General features: G+C 62.5%; 12 protein-coding genes and 1 other RNA gene. 5 read left to right on the top strand and 8 right to left on the bottom strand.

Annotation, left to right across the window (positions count from 1 at the left end):
* Positions 1–43 precede the first annotated feature (43 nt).
* The 8 genes from J2X56_RS10820 to ompA form a co-directional block, all read right to left on the bottom strand.
* The gene (locus tag J2X56_RS10820) at positions 44–307 is read right to left on the bottom strand and encodes a phosphopantetheine-binding protein (RefSeq protein WP_034333069.1); all 264 of its coding nucleotides are present in this window, start codon (positions 305–307) and stop codon (positions 44–46) included.
* Positions 308–310: 3 nt separating this feature from the next.
* Entirely contained in the window at positions 311–1,099 is a 789-nt protein-coding gene (locus J2X56_RS10815) for a 1-acyl-sn-glycerol-3-phosphate acyltransferase (RefSeq protein WP_121043551.1), read from the bottom strand.
* Entirely contained in the window at positions 1,092–1,901 is an 810-nt protein-coding gene (locus tag J2X56_RS10810) for a beta-ketoacyl synthase chain length factor (RefSeq protein WP_121043549.1), read from the bottom strand. The genes J2X56_RS10815 and J2X56_RS10810 overlap by 8 nt, the downstream gene beginning before the upstream one ends.
* A 514-nt stretch (positions 1,902–2,415) precedes the next feature.
* Positions 2,416–2,796: a transfer-messenger RNA gene (gene ssrA / locus J2X56_RS10805) on the bottom strand.
* A gap of 182 nt (positions 2,797–2,978) precedes the next feature.
* Positions 2,979–6,383, bottom strand: a complete 3,405-nt coding sequence (locus J2X56_RS10800; RefSeq protein ID WP_310160168.1) for a DUF748 domain-containing protein — start codon at positions 6,381–6,383, stop codon at positions 2,979–2,981.
* A 195-nt stretch (positions 6,384–6,578) separates the two neighbouring features.
* Positions 6,579–7,235 (bottom strand): HAD family hydrolase, encoded by a 657-nt coding sequence (locus J2X56_RS10795; RefSeq protein WP_034332742.1) that lies wholly within the window; start codon positions 7,233–7,235, stop codon positions 6,579–6,581.
* A gap of 84 nt (positions 7,236–7,319) precedes the next feature.
* The gene (gene ubiG / locus J2X56_RS10790; RefSeq protein ID WP_134136661.1) at positions 7,320–8,036 is read right to left on the bottom strand and encodes a bifunctional 2-polyprenyl-6-hydroxyphenol methylase/3-demethylubiquinol 3-O-methyltransferase UbiG; all 717 of its coding nucleotides are present in this window, start codon (positions 8,034–8,036) and stop codon (positions 7,320–7,322) included.
* A gap of 170 nt (positions 8,037–8,206) precedes the next feature.
* On the bottom strand, positions 8,207–8,821 hold the full coding sequence (ompA, locus tag J2X56_RS10785) for an outer membrane protein OmpA (protein ID WP_006462111.1): 615 nt from the start codon (positions 8,819–8,821) through the stop codon (positions 8,207–8,209).
* Positions 8,822–9,564: 743 nt separating this feature from the next.
* Between ompA and gyrA the strand changes: the two genes are divergently transcribed.
* From gyrA to aroA, 5 genes are all read left to right on the top strand, one after another.
* Positions 9,565–12,210, top strand: a complete 2,646-nt coding sequence (gene gyrA, locus J2X56_RS10780; RefSeq protein ID WP_121043542.1) for a DNA gyrase subunit A — start codon at positions 9,565–9,567, stop codon at positions 12,208–12,210.
* A 58-nt stretch (positions 12,211–12,268) separates the two neighbouring features.
* Positions 12,269–13,381, top strand: coding sequence for a 3-phosphoserine/phosphohydroxythreonine transaminase (serC, locus tag J2X56_RS10775; RefSeq protein ID WP_121043539.1), 1,113 nt, complete (start codon positions 12,269–12,271; stop codon positions 13,379–13,381).
* Between the two features lie 134 nt (positions 13,382–13,515).
* Positions 13,516–14,589, top strand: coding sequence for a prephenate dehydratase (gene pheA / locus J2X56_RS10770; RefSeq protein ID WP_121043536.1), 1,074 nt, complete (start codon positions 13,516–13,518; stop codon positions 14,587–14,589).
* Between the two features lie 39 nt (positions 14,590–14,628).
* A complete protein-coding gene (locus tag J2X56_RS10765) occupies positions 14,629–15,516 on the top strand; it encodes a prephenate dehydrogenase (protein WP_134136662.1) in 888 nt (295 codons plus the stop codon).
* An 81-nt stretch (positions 15,517–15,597) separates the two neighbouring features.
* Positions 15,598–16,929 carry a 3-phosphoshikimate 1-carboxyvinyltransferase gene (gene aroA / locus J2X56_RS10760; RefSeq protein ID WP_034332768.1) on the top strand — a complete coding sequence of 444 codons (1,332 nt, stop codon included), beginning with the start codon at positions 15,598–15,600 and terminating at the stop codon, positions 16,927–16,929.
* The last annotated feature ends 12 nt before the right edge of the window (positions 16,930–16,941 follow it).

Genomic DNA, 16,941 nt, shown 5'->3' with positions numbered 1-16,941 from the left:
GCTTGGCGGGGTCGTTATTGAAATGTGCAGCGTGGAGGGCTGCTCAGGCGGTGGCCTGGTGGCTGGCTACCAGCGCAGCCAGCGCCTGAACCGAGGCGAAGTGCTTTCGGGTTTCTTCGGAGTTGGCCGAGAGCTTGATGCCGTAGCGTTTCTGCAGGCTCATGCCCAGTTCCAGCGCGTCGATCGAATCCAGCCCCAGGCCATCCCCGAACAAGGGCGCGGCGCTGTCGATATCGCCGGGAGTGAGGTCCTCCAGGTCGAGGGCCTCGATGATGAGTTGCTTGATGTCTTGTTCCAGATCGTGCATCGCCTAGTTCTCTTTCGTGAAGTACTGTTGCAGGTAAGTCGTCAACTGGCGCGCCGCCAGAGTCGGTTGGTCGGCGCCGGCTGCTTGCTCGCTGGCGATGATGTGGTCGAGATGGAGGTCTTCGCCGATATGCAGCCGGAAATGTGCGCGCGTAGCAGGTACCTTCCACCATTTCTCGCCCTTGGCGAGGGTGCCGGGCGTGCAGCGGATGCGCACCGGGGTGATGGCCCATCCGCCGCGTACGGCCACATTGGCTGCGCCGCGCTTGAGGCTGATCCGGCCATCGCTGGGCGTGCGGGTGCCCTCCGGGAAAATGATCAGGTTGCCGCCGCTGCGCAGGGAGCGGATGCAGTCCTCGATCAGGTCAGGTCCCTGGGCATTGCTGATGTAACCCGCCGCACGGACCGGGCCGCGCGTAAAGGGATTGCGCCACAGTGCGCCCTTGACGATGCAGTCGGCATGGCGCACGAAGGCCATCAGCAGCACGGTATCGATGAGCGTGGGATGGTTGGCCAGGATCAGGAGACCATGGCGATCCAGACGTTCGAGTCCGGTAATTTCATAGCGGATCACGCCGCTCATGTGCATGACCTCGACGAAGGCGCGAAATGCCAGGCGGATGATGTGGCGTGCCCACTTGACGCGCTGCTGCGGATCGCGGACCAGGCACTGCAGGATGGGGAAAACCACCAGCCGCAACATCAGCCCGCCCAAGCCGAAGAGCGCAAAGCACATCCCCGTGGCCACGATGCGCCAGCCACGGTCGATCAATGCCAGGGCCCGTTCAAGCATGCCGCATCCAGTGCCAGCGGCGGCCATCGGCCTGGCGGTGCAGGGTGGACGTGGACGCGTCGAGGAAGAAGCGCAGCACCGCGGCCGCGCCAGCGGTGGCATTTTCAGAGGGGAGGGTGCCGTGGCCCGGCTGAATCTGTTGCCATTGCAGAGACACGGTCGGAAGCGCGCCGTGTTCGTCGGCGGCCTGCATCAGCCAGGACCAGCCGCAGGGCTCTTCGTGTTCATCGGCGAAATCGGAAAAGAGCGTGGGGAGCGGTGCATCGGCGACCACCAGCAGTACCTGCCGCGCGCCATCGGCCAGCAGGCCGCAGGCTTCGATGACGGCATGTTCGACCGTACTCTGGCCGGCTGCGATGGCCACCGTATTGGCCTGGCTGCCACGGGCGATGGAGAACAGGCCGGCGTTGGCGTTGTGTACCGAGAGACTGAAGGCGGTGGGTGACATGGGCGCAGCAGCGGCCAGGGCCATTTGCAATTCCACCGAACGGGCGCATTCGCCGTGGCGCGAGGCAAACACGACCGGCATGTCTTGCGCGTCCTTGCTTGCGTCGTCGGGGGGGCTGGATGCAATGGCAGGCGAGGCCGCACTCAGTGCGCCATAGGCCGCCTCGAGCGCCAGCTTGCCCACTGGGCTGGTCCGTCGACGCAGCATGGGCGGCATGGACTTGACTGCTGGTTCCCCCGAACCAGCGGCCTGGCGATCATCGCTGATCCAGCGTTGCCAATCGGCATGGGATTCGATACCCGGAACCCACTGCGCGTGCGACGCGATTGAAAAACTGACATCCCCTGAATACATATCTTGAAAAGCACTAGGCTTCTGCTTGGCGGTGTTATTTACCGGATCCCCCTACCAGTTCGGACCCCATTCATCGGTGCGGCCCGCGGTCAACACGCTGTTTTCTTGTTGATTTACAGCGTTTATCCGGTGTCTTGAAACGTTACAATTTGTAAGACCGGGTAATGGTACGACAAAACCTCATTGAAATAACACGAAATTTTCACGAAGAATCGCGGAAAGCCATGGCCCAAGGGCTTATGCACTGAGTGGACGTTGTCGTTTGGGTACGCGCTCTGTCGTCCTGCAGGGTAAAACTGTGCTGAATTTTGTGCCTGATTCTCTAACAATTTTTGACATACTCGATCCAAATTGGGCCGCTACAGTTCAAGAGATTGTTCATTCAGCAAGATCAGGAGGGGGTACCCGTCCGGGATTCGGCATCGTCAAGACGGCGAGTCCATGCAATCGCTGAGGACAGAAAGACAAAACCATCAGGAACCGGCGTGATGCCGATTGCTGATGGTCGTGATGTTGGTGGAGCCGGCGGGAATTGAACCCGCGTCCAGAAGCACTCTACAGACAGTTCTACATGCGTAGTGCAGTCAATTGGTTTTAACCCTGGCGACGCGGACGCACACGCTTCGACAGGACGAGTTACCTTGGATTTAATGACGTATGAAGTAACCCCATACGCCACGATTCCCTGTAAATGACTCTACCGCTGTTGCCAGCACACCCCAGGGAAGAAGTGCTGTAGAGCTAGAAGTTTCTTAGGTTTCTAGGTGCGATTTACGCTGCGAGAGCGTAAGATTCGTCGTTTGCATTTAAGCAGTTCCGGATGGATTAACGAGGTAACCAGTCCTCGGCATGCCCTGTTCCGCTTTGCAACCCCTGTCGAAACCAAGTCGGCCCCGTGGTGTTGAAGCTTCGCAAATCCCGCTGGGCGCGTGAACTTGCGTATTACGCTTGCCTCTCTCCGAGTCTCTTCAAGAGGCGCCCGCTTGTTCGGCGGGAGGTGAATTATAACCTACTCCCTACTCTATGGGCAGCGCATGGCTTTTCAAGAGCCGCGCCGCCCGCTGGCGCATCGCCTGCTCACTGGATGGTCAGCTCGACCCGCGCCTTCGGTTCCTTTTCAGGAATGCCCGCGCCATCCAGCTTGGGTGCGATCAGGAAGATGCGCGCCGGATCGATCACGCTCTGTTCCTGCAAATAATTTCGCACCTGGTCGGCCCGGCGCTGGGCCAGGTTGCGCAAGTCATCCTTGGTCACTTCGGTGTGCTCGAGGATCAGCTTTTCCATCTCGGCTTCGGGCAGGCTCTTGCTCAAGCCGATCATGTTGCGCGGCTTGTCGAACTTGGCATCCTTGTAGACGCGCTCCAGGTACTTGGCGCGCTCGGCCGCGCTCACGCGCACCGGGCCGTCCGGCTGGCCTTCCTTGGCGATCAGGTCGGCACGCTTGAGGCTGCGCATGGCACGTTCCAGCGCTTCGCGGCGCAGGCCCTGGTCATCGACCTGGGGATCGACGCGACCGGTGATGTCGAGCTTGATGCCCGGACGCTCATGCAGCGCGTAACCCAGCGCATCCAGTTTCTTGCGCACCTCGTCGGTGACTTCCGAGGAGCCCGGCGAGAACTCGATGTAGCGCAGCTCGCCAATATGCTCGTCCGCACGGAACATCGACCCGATCAGCGCGAAGGGCGAGGTGACGGCCTTGACGATCAGGTTCACGAACACCCGCACGATGATGCCGCCGACCGAAAACTCCGGATCCGACAGCGAGCCGGAGATCGGCAGGTTCAGGTTGATGTTGCCATCGCGGTCCTTCAGCAGCGACACCGCCAGCATCACCGGCAGATTGGTGGCATCCGGGCTGTCCACGCGTTCGCCGAAGCTCAGCTGTTCAATGCGCAAATCGTTTTGGGCCACCAGCTTGTCGTTCTCGATCTTGTATTGCACATCCATCGAGAGCTTGCCCTTGGTGATCGGATAACCGGCGTACTTGGCCGAGTAGGGCGTCAGGCGCGGCAGCTGCACACCGTTGGCGCTGGCCTTGAGATCCAGGTACATGGGCTTGAAGAGCGGATTGAGCGAGCCCGAGATCTGCAGGGGGGCATCATTGTCGATCTTGCCGCTGATGTTGACCGGGGCCGGTTGCGGTTTCTCCGAAGAGATCTGGCCGATGCTGCCGGACAGTCCCGTCATGTTGGCGGTGTAGTTGGGTTTGACGAAGTTGTCGGTGTAGTTGATGTTGCCGCCTGCCAGCACCACCTGGCCGACCTGCACGATGGGCGCATCGGCGGGCGCGGTCGCGGGCGTGACCGGGGTGGCGGACACGGTCTTGCGCGAGCTTCCCGTGTTGGCAGGCTTGTCGGTTTTCTTGCTGTCGTCCGTGATCGAGCCCTGTTCCTGCGCATCAGCCACCACGATGTCCTGCAAGTTCAGGCGGCCCTTGTCGGAGAGGATGGCGCGGGCGTAGAAGTTGGACAGCGTCACCTTCTCCAGCGCCACTTGCGGACGTCCGCCCAGCTTGGCCTGGATGCCGGCCAGTTCCAGCGTACGCCAGCGCAGGAAGTCGGTGGAGGTCTGCTTGTCCTGCATGCGCAGGTTGGTGATGGCGGCGCTGCCCTTGTAATCCAGCGCCAGCTTGCGATCGTCCAGCGGGGGCGTTAGCTCCAGCTTGCCCTTGGCGCTGGCCAGGCCGCTGCTGATGGTGACATTGAGCACATCGGTGAAATAGTGCTGGAAGGGCGTGATGGGCAGATCCTTCACCTCCAGATCCAGCGCCACGCTCCTGAAATGCGCTGCCGCCTGCCCGGCCAGATCGGCGCTGCCGTTCTTGTCGAAGCGCGCCTGCAGCTTGAAGGGGATGGCCTGGTCCAGCGTATCGGTGAGCGTGGGTGCCTGCAGCGAGAGCGATTCCAGCGCCAGCGGCTGTGCGCCCTTGCCCGGGGGCGTCAAGCGCAGGTCGGCCAGTTGTACCTTGCTGTCGTCGAGCTTGAGATGGCCGTCACGCAGCTGCAGTGTGGTCTGCCCGGAGAGTTTGCCGGCTACGCCGCTGATGGGGGCGCGTGACAGGTAATTCTGGTAGCCGGCGAGGTCGATGTTCTCCAGCGTGATCTTGCCTGCCACGCCGGGTTTGAGCGGCTGCAGCTGGCCGTCGAAGGCCAGCTTGCCATGGCCGTTTTCCACCGCCGACAGGGTCAGGTGCGCGGGCTTGGCATCAGCGGCGGTAGAGAGCTGGGTGGCGTTGATGTCGATCTTGCTCAGCTTGATCGCTTGGGCGGGCGTCGCATTGGCTTCGTCGCGCCAGTTCACTTCGCCGCCGCGCACGGTCAGTTGTTGCAGCACGATGGGGGCTGTCGGCTGGGGTGTGCTGGCCGCAGGAGCAGGTGCTTCTTTCTTTGCGGTACGGGCGTTGGTCTTGCCTCCCGCAGTACTGCCACCGGTCAGCGCGCGCTGCCAGTTGATCTCGCCGCGTGCATTCATGCTGGCCCAGACTTGCGGCTGCTCCAGCGTGAGCTGGGTCAGTTCGCCGCTGGCGGCCAATACGTCAAATTGCTTCACCTGCAGCGCTACCGACTTGGCTTTGAGCAGCGGTGCGCGGGTCTTGTCCTGCAGAGCGACGTCATCCAGGCGCACATCGCCTGCCAGGGTGACGGTCGGCTTGTCATCCTTGCGGGTAAAACCCAGATCCAGCTTGGTGCTCAGCTTGGCACTCTGGATGACGACCGGTAATTCGGCAGGGACGAAGGGCAGGTAGCCCACCAGGTCGAGCTGGTCGATGTCGATGGCGAAGGCCGATTCCTGCGTCGAAGCGAAGGGTTTGCTGCGGCCCTTCAGGTGCAGCGGCGTACCGTTGATGGTGGCCGACAGTTGTGGCTGCACGAAGCTGTCAATGTTGCCCGGCAGGTTGGAGATGAAGGGCAGGCCAACTTGCAGCGCGGCGATGTCGATGTTCTTGCCGCTGACCTTGTCCTCGAAGCGGATCTGTCCATCCTGCAGTTGCACGTTGGCCAGCGAGAAGCGCGCCTGGCCTTCGCTCTTGGGCTGCGCGGCCAGGCGATCAAGGATGTCGGAGAAGTTGTAATGGCCACTGCCCTCGGCATCTACCCGCACCACGTGCAATTGCGGCGTAGTCAGCCTGATCTCGTCCAGCACCGGTGCCAGGCGCAGCAGCGAGGCGGCCGAGAGGTCGGCCAGCAAGCCCTTGGCGCTGAAGAAGGGCTGCGTGCCATCGGCTTCATAGAGTGTGATGTCGGAGGCGCGCAGGGCCAGCTTGAAGGGGTTGAAGGCGATCTCGCCGATTTCCAGCTTGCGGCCGATCTGGGCCTGGGTCTGGTCGACGGCGATCTTGCGCACCAGCGCGGGCAGGGCGGCCCAGCTCAACGCAGCCAGGACCAGCAGGACGGCCAGCGTCCAGCTGGCCCAACGCAGCGGGCGTCTCATTCGTTGCCAGGCGAGGTGCTGGGTGAGTGAGGCGCGATCCGGCTTGCTCATGACGGTTTCCCTTGTCGGTGCCGGTCCGTCCTGGGGCGATGCCTGCGCAGGTGGCCGGTTCTGGTTGTGATGGTGTGTGGTGCTGCGGCGTGCGCCGGGTTGTCGCCATTCTAATGCGAGGCGACATGGCACTGCTAGGAGGGAAAAGGCGCGCTCAAGTTTCCTTGCGCGCGCCAGCAAAGGCGGGAAAGCGGATCAGTCCAGCAGGGTCAGGATGTCCAGCGGTGCATGCAGCAGCGCATCGGCCTGCCACGCAGCCGGTTCGGTATGGCCGCAATAGCCCCAGGCGGCGGCAATGGTCGGCATGTTGGCGGCGCGCCCGGCCTGGATGTCGCGCAGGTCGTCGCCGACGTACCAGCAATCCTCGGCTGGCAGCCCCAGGCGCTTGGCAGCTTCCAGCAGCGGCGCGGGATGCGGCTTGGGATGCGGGGTGGTGTCGCCGGAGACGATGCATCCGGCATGGCCCAGCCCGATCTGCGGGGCCAGCACGTCGGTGAAGCGTGCCGCCTTGTTGGTGACGATACCCCAGGCGATGCCGCGTGCTTCCAGTTGCGCCAGCAGTTCCGGGATGCCGTCGAAGAGGCCGCTGTGGGTCGTCATGTTGGCCTGGTAGCGGTCCAGGAAAAGTACGCGCAAGTCTTCATATTCCGCATCGCCCGGATGGATGCCCAGCGCTGCACCGATGAGCCCGCGGGCACCGGCCGAGGCGACCGGACGCAAACTTTCATAGGGGGCATTTTCCAGGCCCCTTTGCTGGCGCAGGTAGTTGGCGGCAGCCGCCAGGTCGGGGGCAGTGTCGGCGAGCGTGCCGTCGAGGTCGAACAGGATCGCGCGGGGAGGGCGGAGTGGCATGGGCTTCAGGATGGCAGGAAGAAAAGCGCCGCAGCGGACAGCTGCGGCGAGGGGAACGAACCGGCGAGGCGCGAGCGAGGCCGCTCAGCCCAGCTTGGTACAGGCCACCAGGTAGTTCACGCTGGTGTCGTCGTTGAGCGAATAGATCTTGGTCAGCGGGTTGTAGCCCATGCCCTTGAAACCATCGATCTGCAAACCGGCTTCGCGCGTGTAGTGCGCCAGCTCGGCCGGGGTGATGAACTTGGCATAGTCATGCGTGCCCTTGGGCAGCAGCCGCAGCACGTATTCGGCACCGATGATGGCCATGACGTAGGACTTCATGTTGCGGTTCAGCGTGGAGAAGAACAGCTTGCCGCCCGGCTTGGCCAGATTGGACGCAGCGCGCACGATGGCAGCCGGATCGGGGACGTGTTCCAGCATCTCCATGCAGGTCACGACGTCGTACAGGCCGGCTTCACGCGCGGCCATGTCTTCGGCGGCGATCTTTTCGTAGCGCACCTGCACGCCGGATTCCATGCTGTGCAGGTCGGCCACTTTCAGGGCCTTGTCGGAGAGGTCGATGCCGGTGACGTCGGCCCCTTTCTTGGCCATCGATTCCGCCAGGATGCCGCCACCGCAGCCGATGTCGATCACCTTCTTGCCGGCCAGCGGGGCGCGGGCGTTGATCCACTCCAGGCGCAGCGGGTTGATTTCGTGCAGGGGACGGAATTCAGAACCCGGGTCCCACCAGCGATGGGCCAGTTCACTGAATTTCTGGATCTCTTGGGGATCGGCGTTCATGGTCGCATTGGTCGTGTTCATGGGGCCTAATGATAGCCCAATCCGACGCAGCGGGTAGGCTGCGCCAGGTCAAGATGTGCCGCAATGAAGGGGCAAGTGCCGGCAAAAGCCTGCATGACCAGCAAATGAAACAGGAATAAAAAAACCCCGCCGAAGCGGGGTTTTCATAACAGCCTTGTAGCGGCAATCGATTACTTGCGGGTACCCACAACTTCGATTTCCACGCGACGGTTCTTGGCGCGGCCAGCAGCGGTCTTGTTGTCAGCGACCGGTTGCGACTTGCCCTTGCCTTCGGTGTAGACGCGGTTGGCTTCAACGCCCTTCGAGACCAGGTAGGCCTTGACGGACTCAGCACGGCGAACCGACAGCTTCTGGTTGTAGGCGACGGAGCCGATCGAGTCGGTGTGGCCGACGGCGATGATGACTTCCAGGTTGATCGCCTTCAGGTTGCCAACCAGTTCATCCAGCTTGGCCTTGCCAGCCGGCTTCAGGGTTGCCTTGTCGAAATCGAAGAAGGCGTCAGCAGCGTAGGTGACCTTTTCCGAGGTCGGGGCAGCGACAGGAGCAGGAGCCGGAGCAGGAGCAGCAGCGGCAACCGGAGCCGGTGCGGGCGGTTCTTCGCACGGACCGTTCACGTAAGCGGTTTGCCAGCACAGACCGTAACCGCTGCGGGTCACGACGTCACGGCCATCTTGCAGGTACAGGCTGCCGGGACGAACCTTGATGTCCTTGGTTTCCTGAGCGGTGGCAGACAGTGCGATGGCTGCGGACGCAGCAGCGAAGACGAGTTTTGCTAATTTGTTCATGTTTCTCCTCTCGGGTGAGATATCCGCAGATAAACTGCGCTACAAGATTACGACATCAAAAAAATGAATAATATCATGTGTTCAGGTCGTCACAGGCCCTTGTTCCATGGGGCTAGTAATGAACTTAGCCGCCATTCTGCCACACGGATTGACCTTCAGCGATGCTTGCCAATTGGTCCAGACAACGTTTTTGGGACTGTGTTGTTTCTTCGCAACGCGATATTTTCGGGCCGTTTTTGTTCCTTTAAGGCTGAAAAAAGCCGGATTTTTTAAAGAAAATCCTTATATTTCATACAGTTCGCGCATTTTCACTCGGGCAAGTAGTTGCCATTTTCTCCGCAGCATCGCTATTCCCGGGCCCTCCGAATTCTCCTGATGGCGTGCACCGGGAAAGTGAGTTTCGGAAAATTTTCCCAAATTGGTCATTTGACAGCAATCCACGGCGGAGAAACATTCGATGCCGGGCGGCAATGCCGGTCGCTGAGTTCGGGCGCTCTAATATATATAGGCGTTCGGACCTGGCATTTCGTCGCTCCCAGGCGCTGGGAGGAGCTTTGCGGCGCATGCGGTGATGGCCTGCACCGGGCCGGGTGTCCTCGCGAAGCATGCCGTTGCAGGGTCATTGAGGGCGTTTGACGGGCTTTTGACCCTCCTGGCGTGCTAGAATGCACTGTTCTGATCAGTCCAAGGGCCACGCCCGCCCGGCACGATTTTCTGGCCGGGAAACATCTTTCGACTCTCCAATGGATCAATTCGCTAAAGAAACCATCCCCATTTCCCTCGAAGAAGAGATGCGCAAGAGTTACCTCGATTACGCCATGAGCGTGATCGTGGGTCGGGCACTGCCGGATGTGCGCGATGGCTTGAAGCCGGTGCACCGCCGCGTGCTGTATGCGATGCACGAGATGAACAACGTCTGGAATCGCCCGTTCGTGAAGTGCGCGCGCGTGGTCGGTGAAGTCATGGGTAAATACCACCCGCACGGCGACGCCTCCATCTACGACACCCTGGTGCGTATGGCCCAGGACTTCTCGCTGCGCTACACCCTGGTCGACGGCCAGGGCAACTTCGGTTCCATCGACGGCGACGGCGCTGCGGCGATGCGTTACACCGAGTGCCGCCTGGACAAGATCTCCAACGAATTGCTGGCCGATATCGAGAAGGAAACCGTCGATTTCGTGCCCAACTACGACGGCAAGGAAAAGGAACCCTCGGTCCTGCCGACGCGAATCCCCAACCTGCTGGTCAACGGCTCCTCCGGCATCGCCGTGGGCATGGCCACCAACATCCCGCCGCACAACATCACCGAAGTGATCAACGGCGCGCTGCACCTGCTGGCCAATGAACACTGCACCATCGATGAACTGATCGAACTGGTCCCGGCACCGGACTTCCCGACCGGCGGCATCATCTATGGCGTCTCGGGCGTGCGCGATGGTTACCGCACCGGCCGTGGCCGCGTGGTCATGCGCGCCAAGACCCACTTCGAAGAGTATGGCCGCGAAGGCCGTATCGCCATCATCGTCGATGAGCTGCCCTACCAGGTCAACAAGAAGGCACTGCTGGAACGCATCGCCGAGCTGGTGCGCGACAAGAAGCTCGAAGGCATCTCCGACCTGCGCGACGAATCCGACAAGTCGGGCATGCGCGTGGTCATCGAACTCAAGCGCGGCGAAGTGCCTGAAGTGGTGCTCAACAACCTCTACAAGCAGACCCAGCTGCAAGACACCTTCGGCATGAACATGGTGGCGCTGGTCGATGGCCAGCCGCGCCTCTTGAACCTGAAGCAACTGCTGGAATGCTTCCTGTCGCACCGTCGCGAAGTGGTCACCCGCCGCACCGTGTTCGAACTGCGCAAGGCGCGCGAACGCGGCCACGTGCTTGAAGGCCTGGCCGTTGCACTGGCCAACATCGATGACTTCATCGCCATCATCCGCGCCGCACCGACCCCGCCGATCGCCAAGGCAGAACTGATGACGCGCGCCTGGGATTCGTCCATGGTGCGCGAGATGCTGGCCCGCACTGGCGAAGGCAATCCGGGCGGCATCGACGCCTTCCGTCCGGAAAGCCTGCCGGCCCATTACGGCATCCAGTCCGACGGCCTCTACAAGCTCTCCGACGAACAGGCGCAGGAAATCCTGCAGATGCGTCTGCAACGCCTGACCGGTCTGGAGCAGGACAAGATCGTCAATGAATACAAGGACGTGATGGCGCAGATCGCCGACCTGCTGGATATCCTCTCCAAGCCGGCCCGCGTCACCGCCATCATCACCGACGAACTCAACGCCGCCCGCAATGACTACGGCATCGGTGCCAAGGACGAGCGCCGCTCCACCATCGAGCACAACGCCACCGACCTGGCCACCGAAGACCTGATCACCCCGCAGGACATGGTGGTGACGCTGTCGCACACCGGCTACATGAAGTCGCAGCCGGTCTCCGAGTATCGCGCGCAGAAGCGCGGCGGCCGCGGCAAGCAGGCCATGGCGACCAAGGATGACGACTGGATCGACCAGCTCTTCATCGCCAATACGCACGACTACATCCTGTGCTTCTCCAACCGTGGCCGCCTGTACTGGCTGAAGGTCTGGGAAGTGCCGCAGGGATCGCGCAATTCGCGCGGCAAGCCCATCGTCAACATGTTCCCGCTGCAGGATGGCGAGAAGATCACGGTGATCCTGCCGGTGTCGGGTGCCAATCGCAGCTTCCCGGATGACCGCTATGTCTTCATGGCGACCAGCCTGGGCACGGTCAAGAAGACCCCGCTGTCGGACTTCTCCAACCCGCGCAAGGCCGGCATCATCGCCGTGGACCTGGACGAAGGCGACTTCCTGATTGGTGCCGCCCTGACCGATGGCGCGCATGACGTGATGCTGTTCTCCGACGGCGGCAAGGCCGTGCGTTTCGATGAAAACGATGTGCGCCCGATGGGCCGTACCGCCCGTGGCGTGCGCGGCATGAATCTGGAAGAAACCCAGCAAGTCATCGCCCTGCTGGTGGCCGAGAACGAACAGCAGTCCGTGCTCACCGCCACCGAAAACGGCTTCGGCAAGCGTACCCCGATCACCGAGTACACCCGTCACGGCCGTGGCACCAAGGGCATGATCGCCATCCAGACCAGCGAGCGCAACGGCAAAGTCGTGGCCGCCACGCTGGTCGATTCCAGCGATGAGATCATGCTCATCACCACCGGCGGCGTGCTGATCCGCACCCGTGTCTCGGAGATCCGCGAGATGGGCCGCGCGACCCAGGGTGTGACCCTGATCGCAGTGGAAGACGGCACCAAGCTGTCGGGCCTGCAGCGCGTGGTCGAGTCCGATGTGGAAGACGTGATCGAAGGCGAAGGCGCAGAGGCGGCCGGCGGCGAAGCACCAGCCGCAGGCGAGTAAAGCAAGTCCAGGGCGGCGGGCCGCATGCCTGCCGTCTTTTTTGATGGCGAACGCAGACATGGTTTATAACTTTTCCGCCGGTCCGGCGGTATTGCCCAAGGAAGTGCTGCAACAGGCAGCCGACGAGATGCTGGACTGGCATGGCAGTGGCATGTCGGTCATGGAGATGAGCCATCGCGGCAAGGAATACATGTCCATCATCGAAGCCGCGCTGGCTGATGTGCGCGCGCTGATGAACATCCCTTCCAACTACAAGGTGCTGTTCCTGCAGGGCGGGGCCATCGCCGAGAACGCCATCATCCCGATGAACCTGGCGGCGCTGCGTTCGCCGGCAGGCAAGCGTGAAGCCGGTGTGGCCGACTACATCAACACCGGCTCCTGGTCGACCAAGTCGATCAAGGAAGCGGGGCGCTACTGCAGCGTGAACGTGGCAGCCTCTTCGGCTGATCACAAGTTTTCCAGCATCCCGGCACGTGCCGACTGGAAGCTCTCGCGCAATGCCGCCTACGTGCACATCTGCAGCAACGAAACCATCGACGGCGTCGAATACCAATATACGCCCGAGGTCGCCGCCGATACCGATGGCGCACCGCTGGTGGCCGACATGTCCTCGCACATCCTCTCGCGCGAGGTGGATGTCTCGCAGTACGGCGTCATCTATGGTGGTGCCCAGAAGAACATCGGCCCGGCGGGCGTGACCATCGTCATCGTGCGCGAAGACTTGCTGGGTCACGCGCTGCCGTTCTGTCCCTCGGCCTTCGACTGGAAGATCGTGGCCGACAACGATTCCATGTACAACACCCCGCCGACCTACGCGATCTACATCGCCGGCCTGGTGTTCCAGTGGATCAAGCGCCAGGGTGGCGTGGCCGCGCTGGAAGCGCGCAACATCGCCAAGGCCGAGCTGCTCTACGGCTACCTGGACAGCACCGATTTCTACAGCAACCGGATCGCAGCGGACTGCCGTTCCCGCATGAACGTGCCGTTCTTCCTGCGCGACGATGCGCTCAATGATACTTTCCTGGCCGGCGCCAAAGAGCGCGGCCTGCTGCAGCTGAAAGGCCACAAGTCGGTCGGCGGCATGCGTGCATCGATTTACAACGCGATGCCGATCGAGGGCGTACAGGCTCTCGTCGATTATCTGAAAGACTTCGAACAGCAGCACGGCTGAGGCCGCATCTGGCCGGGCGTATCATCATCGCCCGCGCAGTGCTGGCCGTGGCCGTGCGCCAAGCCAACGCCATGCCCGGTGCGCCGCCGGCCGCTCGTAGCGCCCGTGCGCCGTGCAGAACCTGAAAGAGCAAGATGAGTGACGACAAGTTGCTGCCCCTGCGCCAGAAGATCGATGCCATCGATGCGCAGATCCTCGACCTGCTGAACCAGCGCGCCCGTGTCGCGCAGGAAGTGGGCCACGTCAAGGCCGAGACCAATGCTCCGGTGTTTCGTCCCGAGCGCGAAGCGCAGGTCCTGCGCCGCGCCGCCGACCGCAATCCCGGGCCCTTGCTGGGCACCGATATCCAGACCATTTTCCGTGAAGTGATGTCGGCCTGCCGCGCGCTGGAAAAGCGTGTGGTGGTGGCCTATCTCGGCCCCGAAGGCACCTTCAGCGAACAGGCCGTGTACCAGCAGTTCGGCCATGCCATCGAGGGCTTGCCCTGCGTGTCCATCGATGAAGTGTTCCGCGATGCCGAAGCCGGTACCGCCGATTTCGGTGTGGTGCCCATCGAGAATTCATCCGAAGGCGTGATCAACCGCACGCTCGATCTGCTGCTGCAGACCACGCTGACCATCAGCGGCGAAGTGGCGATCCCTGTGCATCACAGCCTGATGACCGCCAGCGGCAACATGGAAGGCATCACCCGCATCTGCGCGCATTCGCAGGCCCTCGCCCAGTGCAACGCGTGGCTCAATCAGAACTATCCTGCCATCGAACGCCAGGCGGTGGCCTCCAACGCCGAGGCCGCGCGCATGGCAGGTGAAGACAAGAGCGTGGCGGCCATTGCCGGTGAAATCGCGGGCCAGAAGTACAACCTGCAGACGGTCAACGCCCACATCCAGGACGATCCGCACAACCGCACTCGCTTTGCGGTGATCGGCCGCCTGCGCACGGCACCGTCGGGGCGCGACCAGACTTCCATCGTGCTGTCGGTGCCCAACAAGGCCGGTGCGGTCTACAACCTGCTGGCACCGCTGGCGCGGCACGGCGTGTCTATGACGCGCTTCGAGTCGCGCCCGGCCCGCATGGGGGCGTGGGAATATTATTTCTACGTCGACCTCGAAGGCCACGAGCAGGATGAGAAGGTCGCCAAGGCGCTCGAAGAGCTGCGCCAGAACGCCGCCTTCTTCAAGCTGCTGGGCTCCTATCCGCTGGGCCTGTGAGCGCCTGCCGTCCCGCCATTCTTCAAGGCTGAGTTCAACGTGTTCAAGAAAGTCGTCATCTTCGGTGTGGGCCTGATCGGCGGCTCGTTCGCCCTGGCGCTGCGCCGTGCCGGCCAGGCCGCGCACATCGTCGGCGTGGGCCGCTCGCTGGCCAGCCTGGAGCGTGCGCGCGAGCTGGGCATCATCGATGCCATTGCCACCGATGCGGCCGCCGCCGTTACCGGTGCCGATCTGATCCTGGTGGCCGCGCCAGTGGCGCAGACCGAAGCCATCCTCGCTTCCATCAAGCCGCATCTGGAGGCCCGGGCCATCGTCACCGATGCCGGCAGTACCAAGAGCGATGTGGTGGCCGCCGCCCGCAAGGCGATGGGGGAGCGCATTGCGCAGTTCGTCCCGGCGCATCCGATTGCGGGCCGTGAAAAACATGGTCCGGAAGCCGCGCTGGCCGAATTGTATGAAGGCAAGAAAGTGGTCATCACCGCCTTGCCCGAGAACAGCGAGTCCGATGTCGAAACCGTGGCCGCCGCCTGGCGCGCCTGTGGTGCGATCATCCATCGCCTATCCCCGCAGGAACATGATGCGGTGTTCGCTTCGGTGAGCCATTTGCCGCACGTGCTGGCCTTTGCGCTGGTGGATGACATCGCCGCCAAGCCGCATGCCGGGACCCTGTTTCAGTATGCCGCCAGCGGTTTCCGCGATTTCACCCGCATTGCTGCCTCCTCGCCCGAGATGTGGCGCGACATCACGCTGGCCAACCGTGATGCCTTGCTCACCGAGGTCGATGCCTATCTGGTGCAATTGCAGGGCATACGCGCGATGATTGCCGACAGCGACGGCGCGGGCCTCGAAAAGATCTATGCCAACGCCCAGCATGCCCGCCAGCAATGGGCGGCCGCCATCGAGGCGGCCGAGCGCAAGGCCAACTGAACATTCTTTCTTGGCCACATCGTCAAAGCCGCCTGGGCGGCCCGATTCCATCACCGCATCATCCACAGAAAAGCAAGCAAGATGAAACAGCCTTCCTACCCCCGCCATATCGACCTGAACCCGGTTCCGCACGTGCAAGGCACGGTCAAGCTGCCGGGCTCCAAGAGCATCTCCAACCGCATCCTGCTGCTGGCGGCGCTCTCGGGTGGCACCACCCGCATCTTCGACCTGCTGGCCTCCGACGATACGCTGGTCATGCTGATGGCCCTGCAGACCCTGGGCGTGAAGTGGGAGCAGATCGAAGGTACCCAGGATTACATCGTCCATGGCGTCAACGGCGTGCTGCCGGTGCACCAGGCTGATCTCTTCATGGGCAATGCCGGCACCGCCATCCGTCCGCTGACGGCGGCCCTGGCCGTGCTGGGGGGCGACTACACGCTGCATGGCGTGCCGCGCATGCACGAGCGGCCGATTGGCGACCTGGTGGATGCCTTGAATGCCGTGGGCATGCGCATCGAGTACACCGGCAATCCCGGCTACCCGCCGCTGCATATCCGCCGTGGCCAGCTGACATCGGCGCGCATGAAGGTGCGCGGCAACGTCTCCAGCCAGTTCCTGACGGCCTTGCTGATGGCCGCGCCCCTGATGGCGCGTGAGGAGGCCATGCAGATCGAGGTGGTCGGTGAACTCATCTCCAAGCCTTACATCGAGATCACCCTGAACCTGATGCGCCGCTTCGGCGTCGAGGTCGAGCGCGACGGCTGGCAACAGTTCACCGTCAAGCCGGGCCAGCATTACCGCAGCCCCGGCAGCATCCACGTCGAGGGCGATGCGTCGTCGGCCTCCTACTTCCTGGCCGCCGGTGCCATCACCGGCGGCCCGATCCGGGTCGAGGGCGTGGGCCGCGACAGCATCCAGGGCGACGTGCGCTTCGTCGAAGCGCTGGAGCAGATGGGCGCGACCATCACCATGGGCGAGAACTGGATCGAGGCCTCCTCCAATGGCCCGCTGAAGGCCATCGATGCCGACTTCAACCACATTCCGGATGCAGCGATGACCATCGCCGTGGCGGCGCTCTACGCCGACGGCCCCAGCACCCTGCGCAACATCGCCAGCTGGCGCGTCAAGGAAACCGACCGTCTTTCGGCCATGGCGACCGAGTTGCGCAAGCTGGGTGCGCAGGTGGAAGAGGGCGCTGATTACCTCACGGTGATCCCCCCGGCCGAGATCGGTACGGCCGCCATCGATACCTATGACGACCATCGCATGGCCATGTGCTTCTCGCTGGCGGCACTGGATGGTGCATTGCGGCGCGGCAACCGTATTCGTATCAACGACCCCAAGTGCGTGGCCAAGACCTTCCCCGATTATTTTGACGTTTTCAAAAAGATTGCCGAGCAAACCTTGATCTGATACACCCTGTCT

The organism is Herbaspirillum sp. 1173 (genome assembly GCF_031455335.1).
In the GTDB taxonomy this organism is placed as follows: domain Bacteria; phylum Pseudomonadota; class Gammaproteobacteria; order Burkholderiales; family Burkholderiaceae_D; genus Herbaspirillum; species Herbaspirillum huttiense.
The sequence above is the reverse complement of the archived record's forward strand: the minus strand, read 5'-3'. Positions and strand labels throughout refer to the sequence as shown.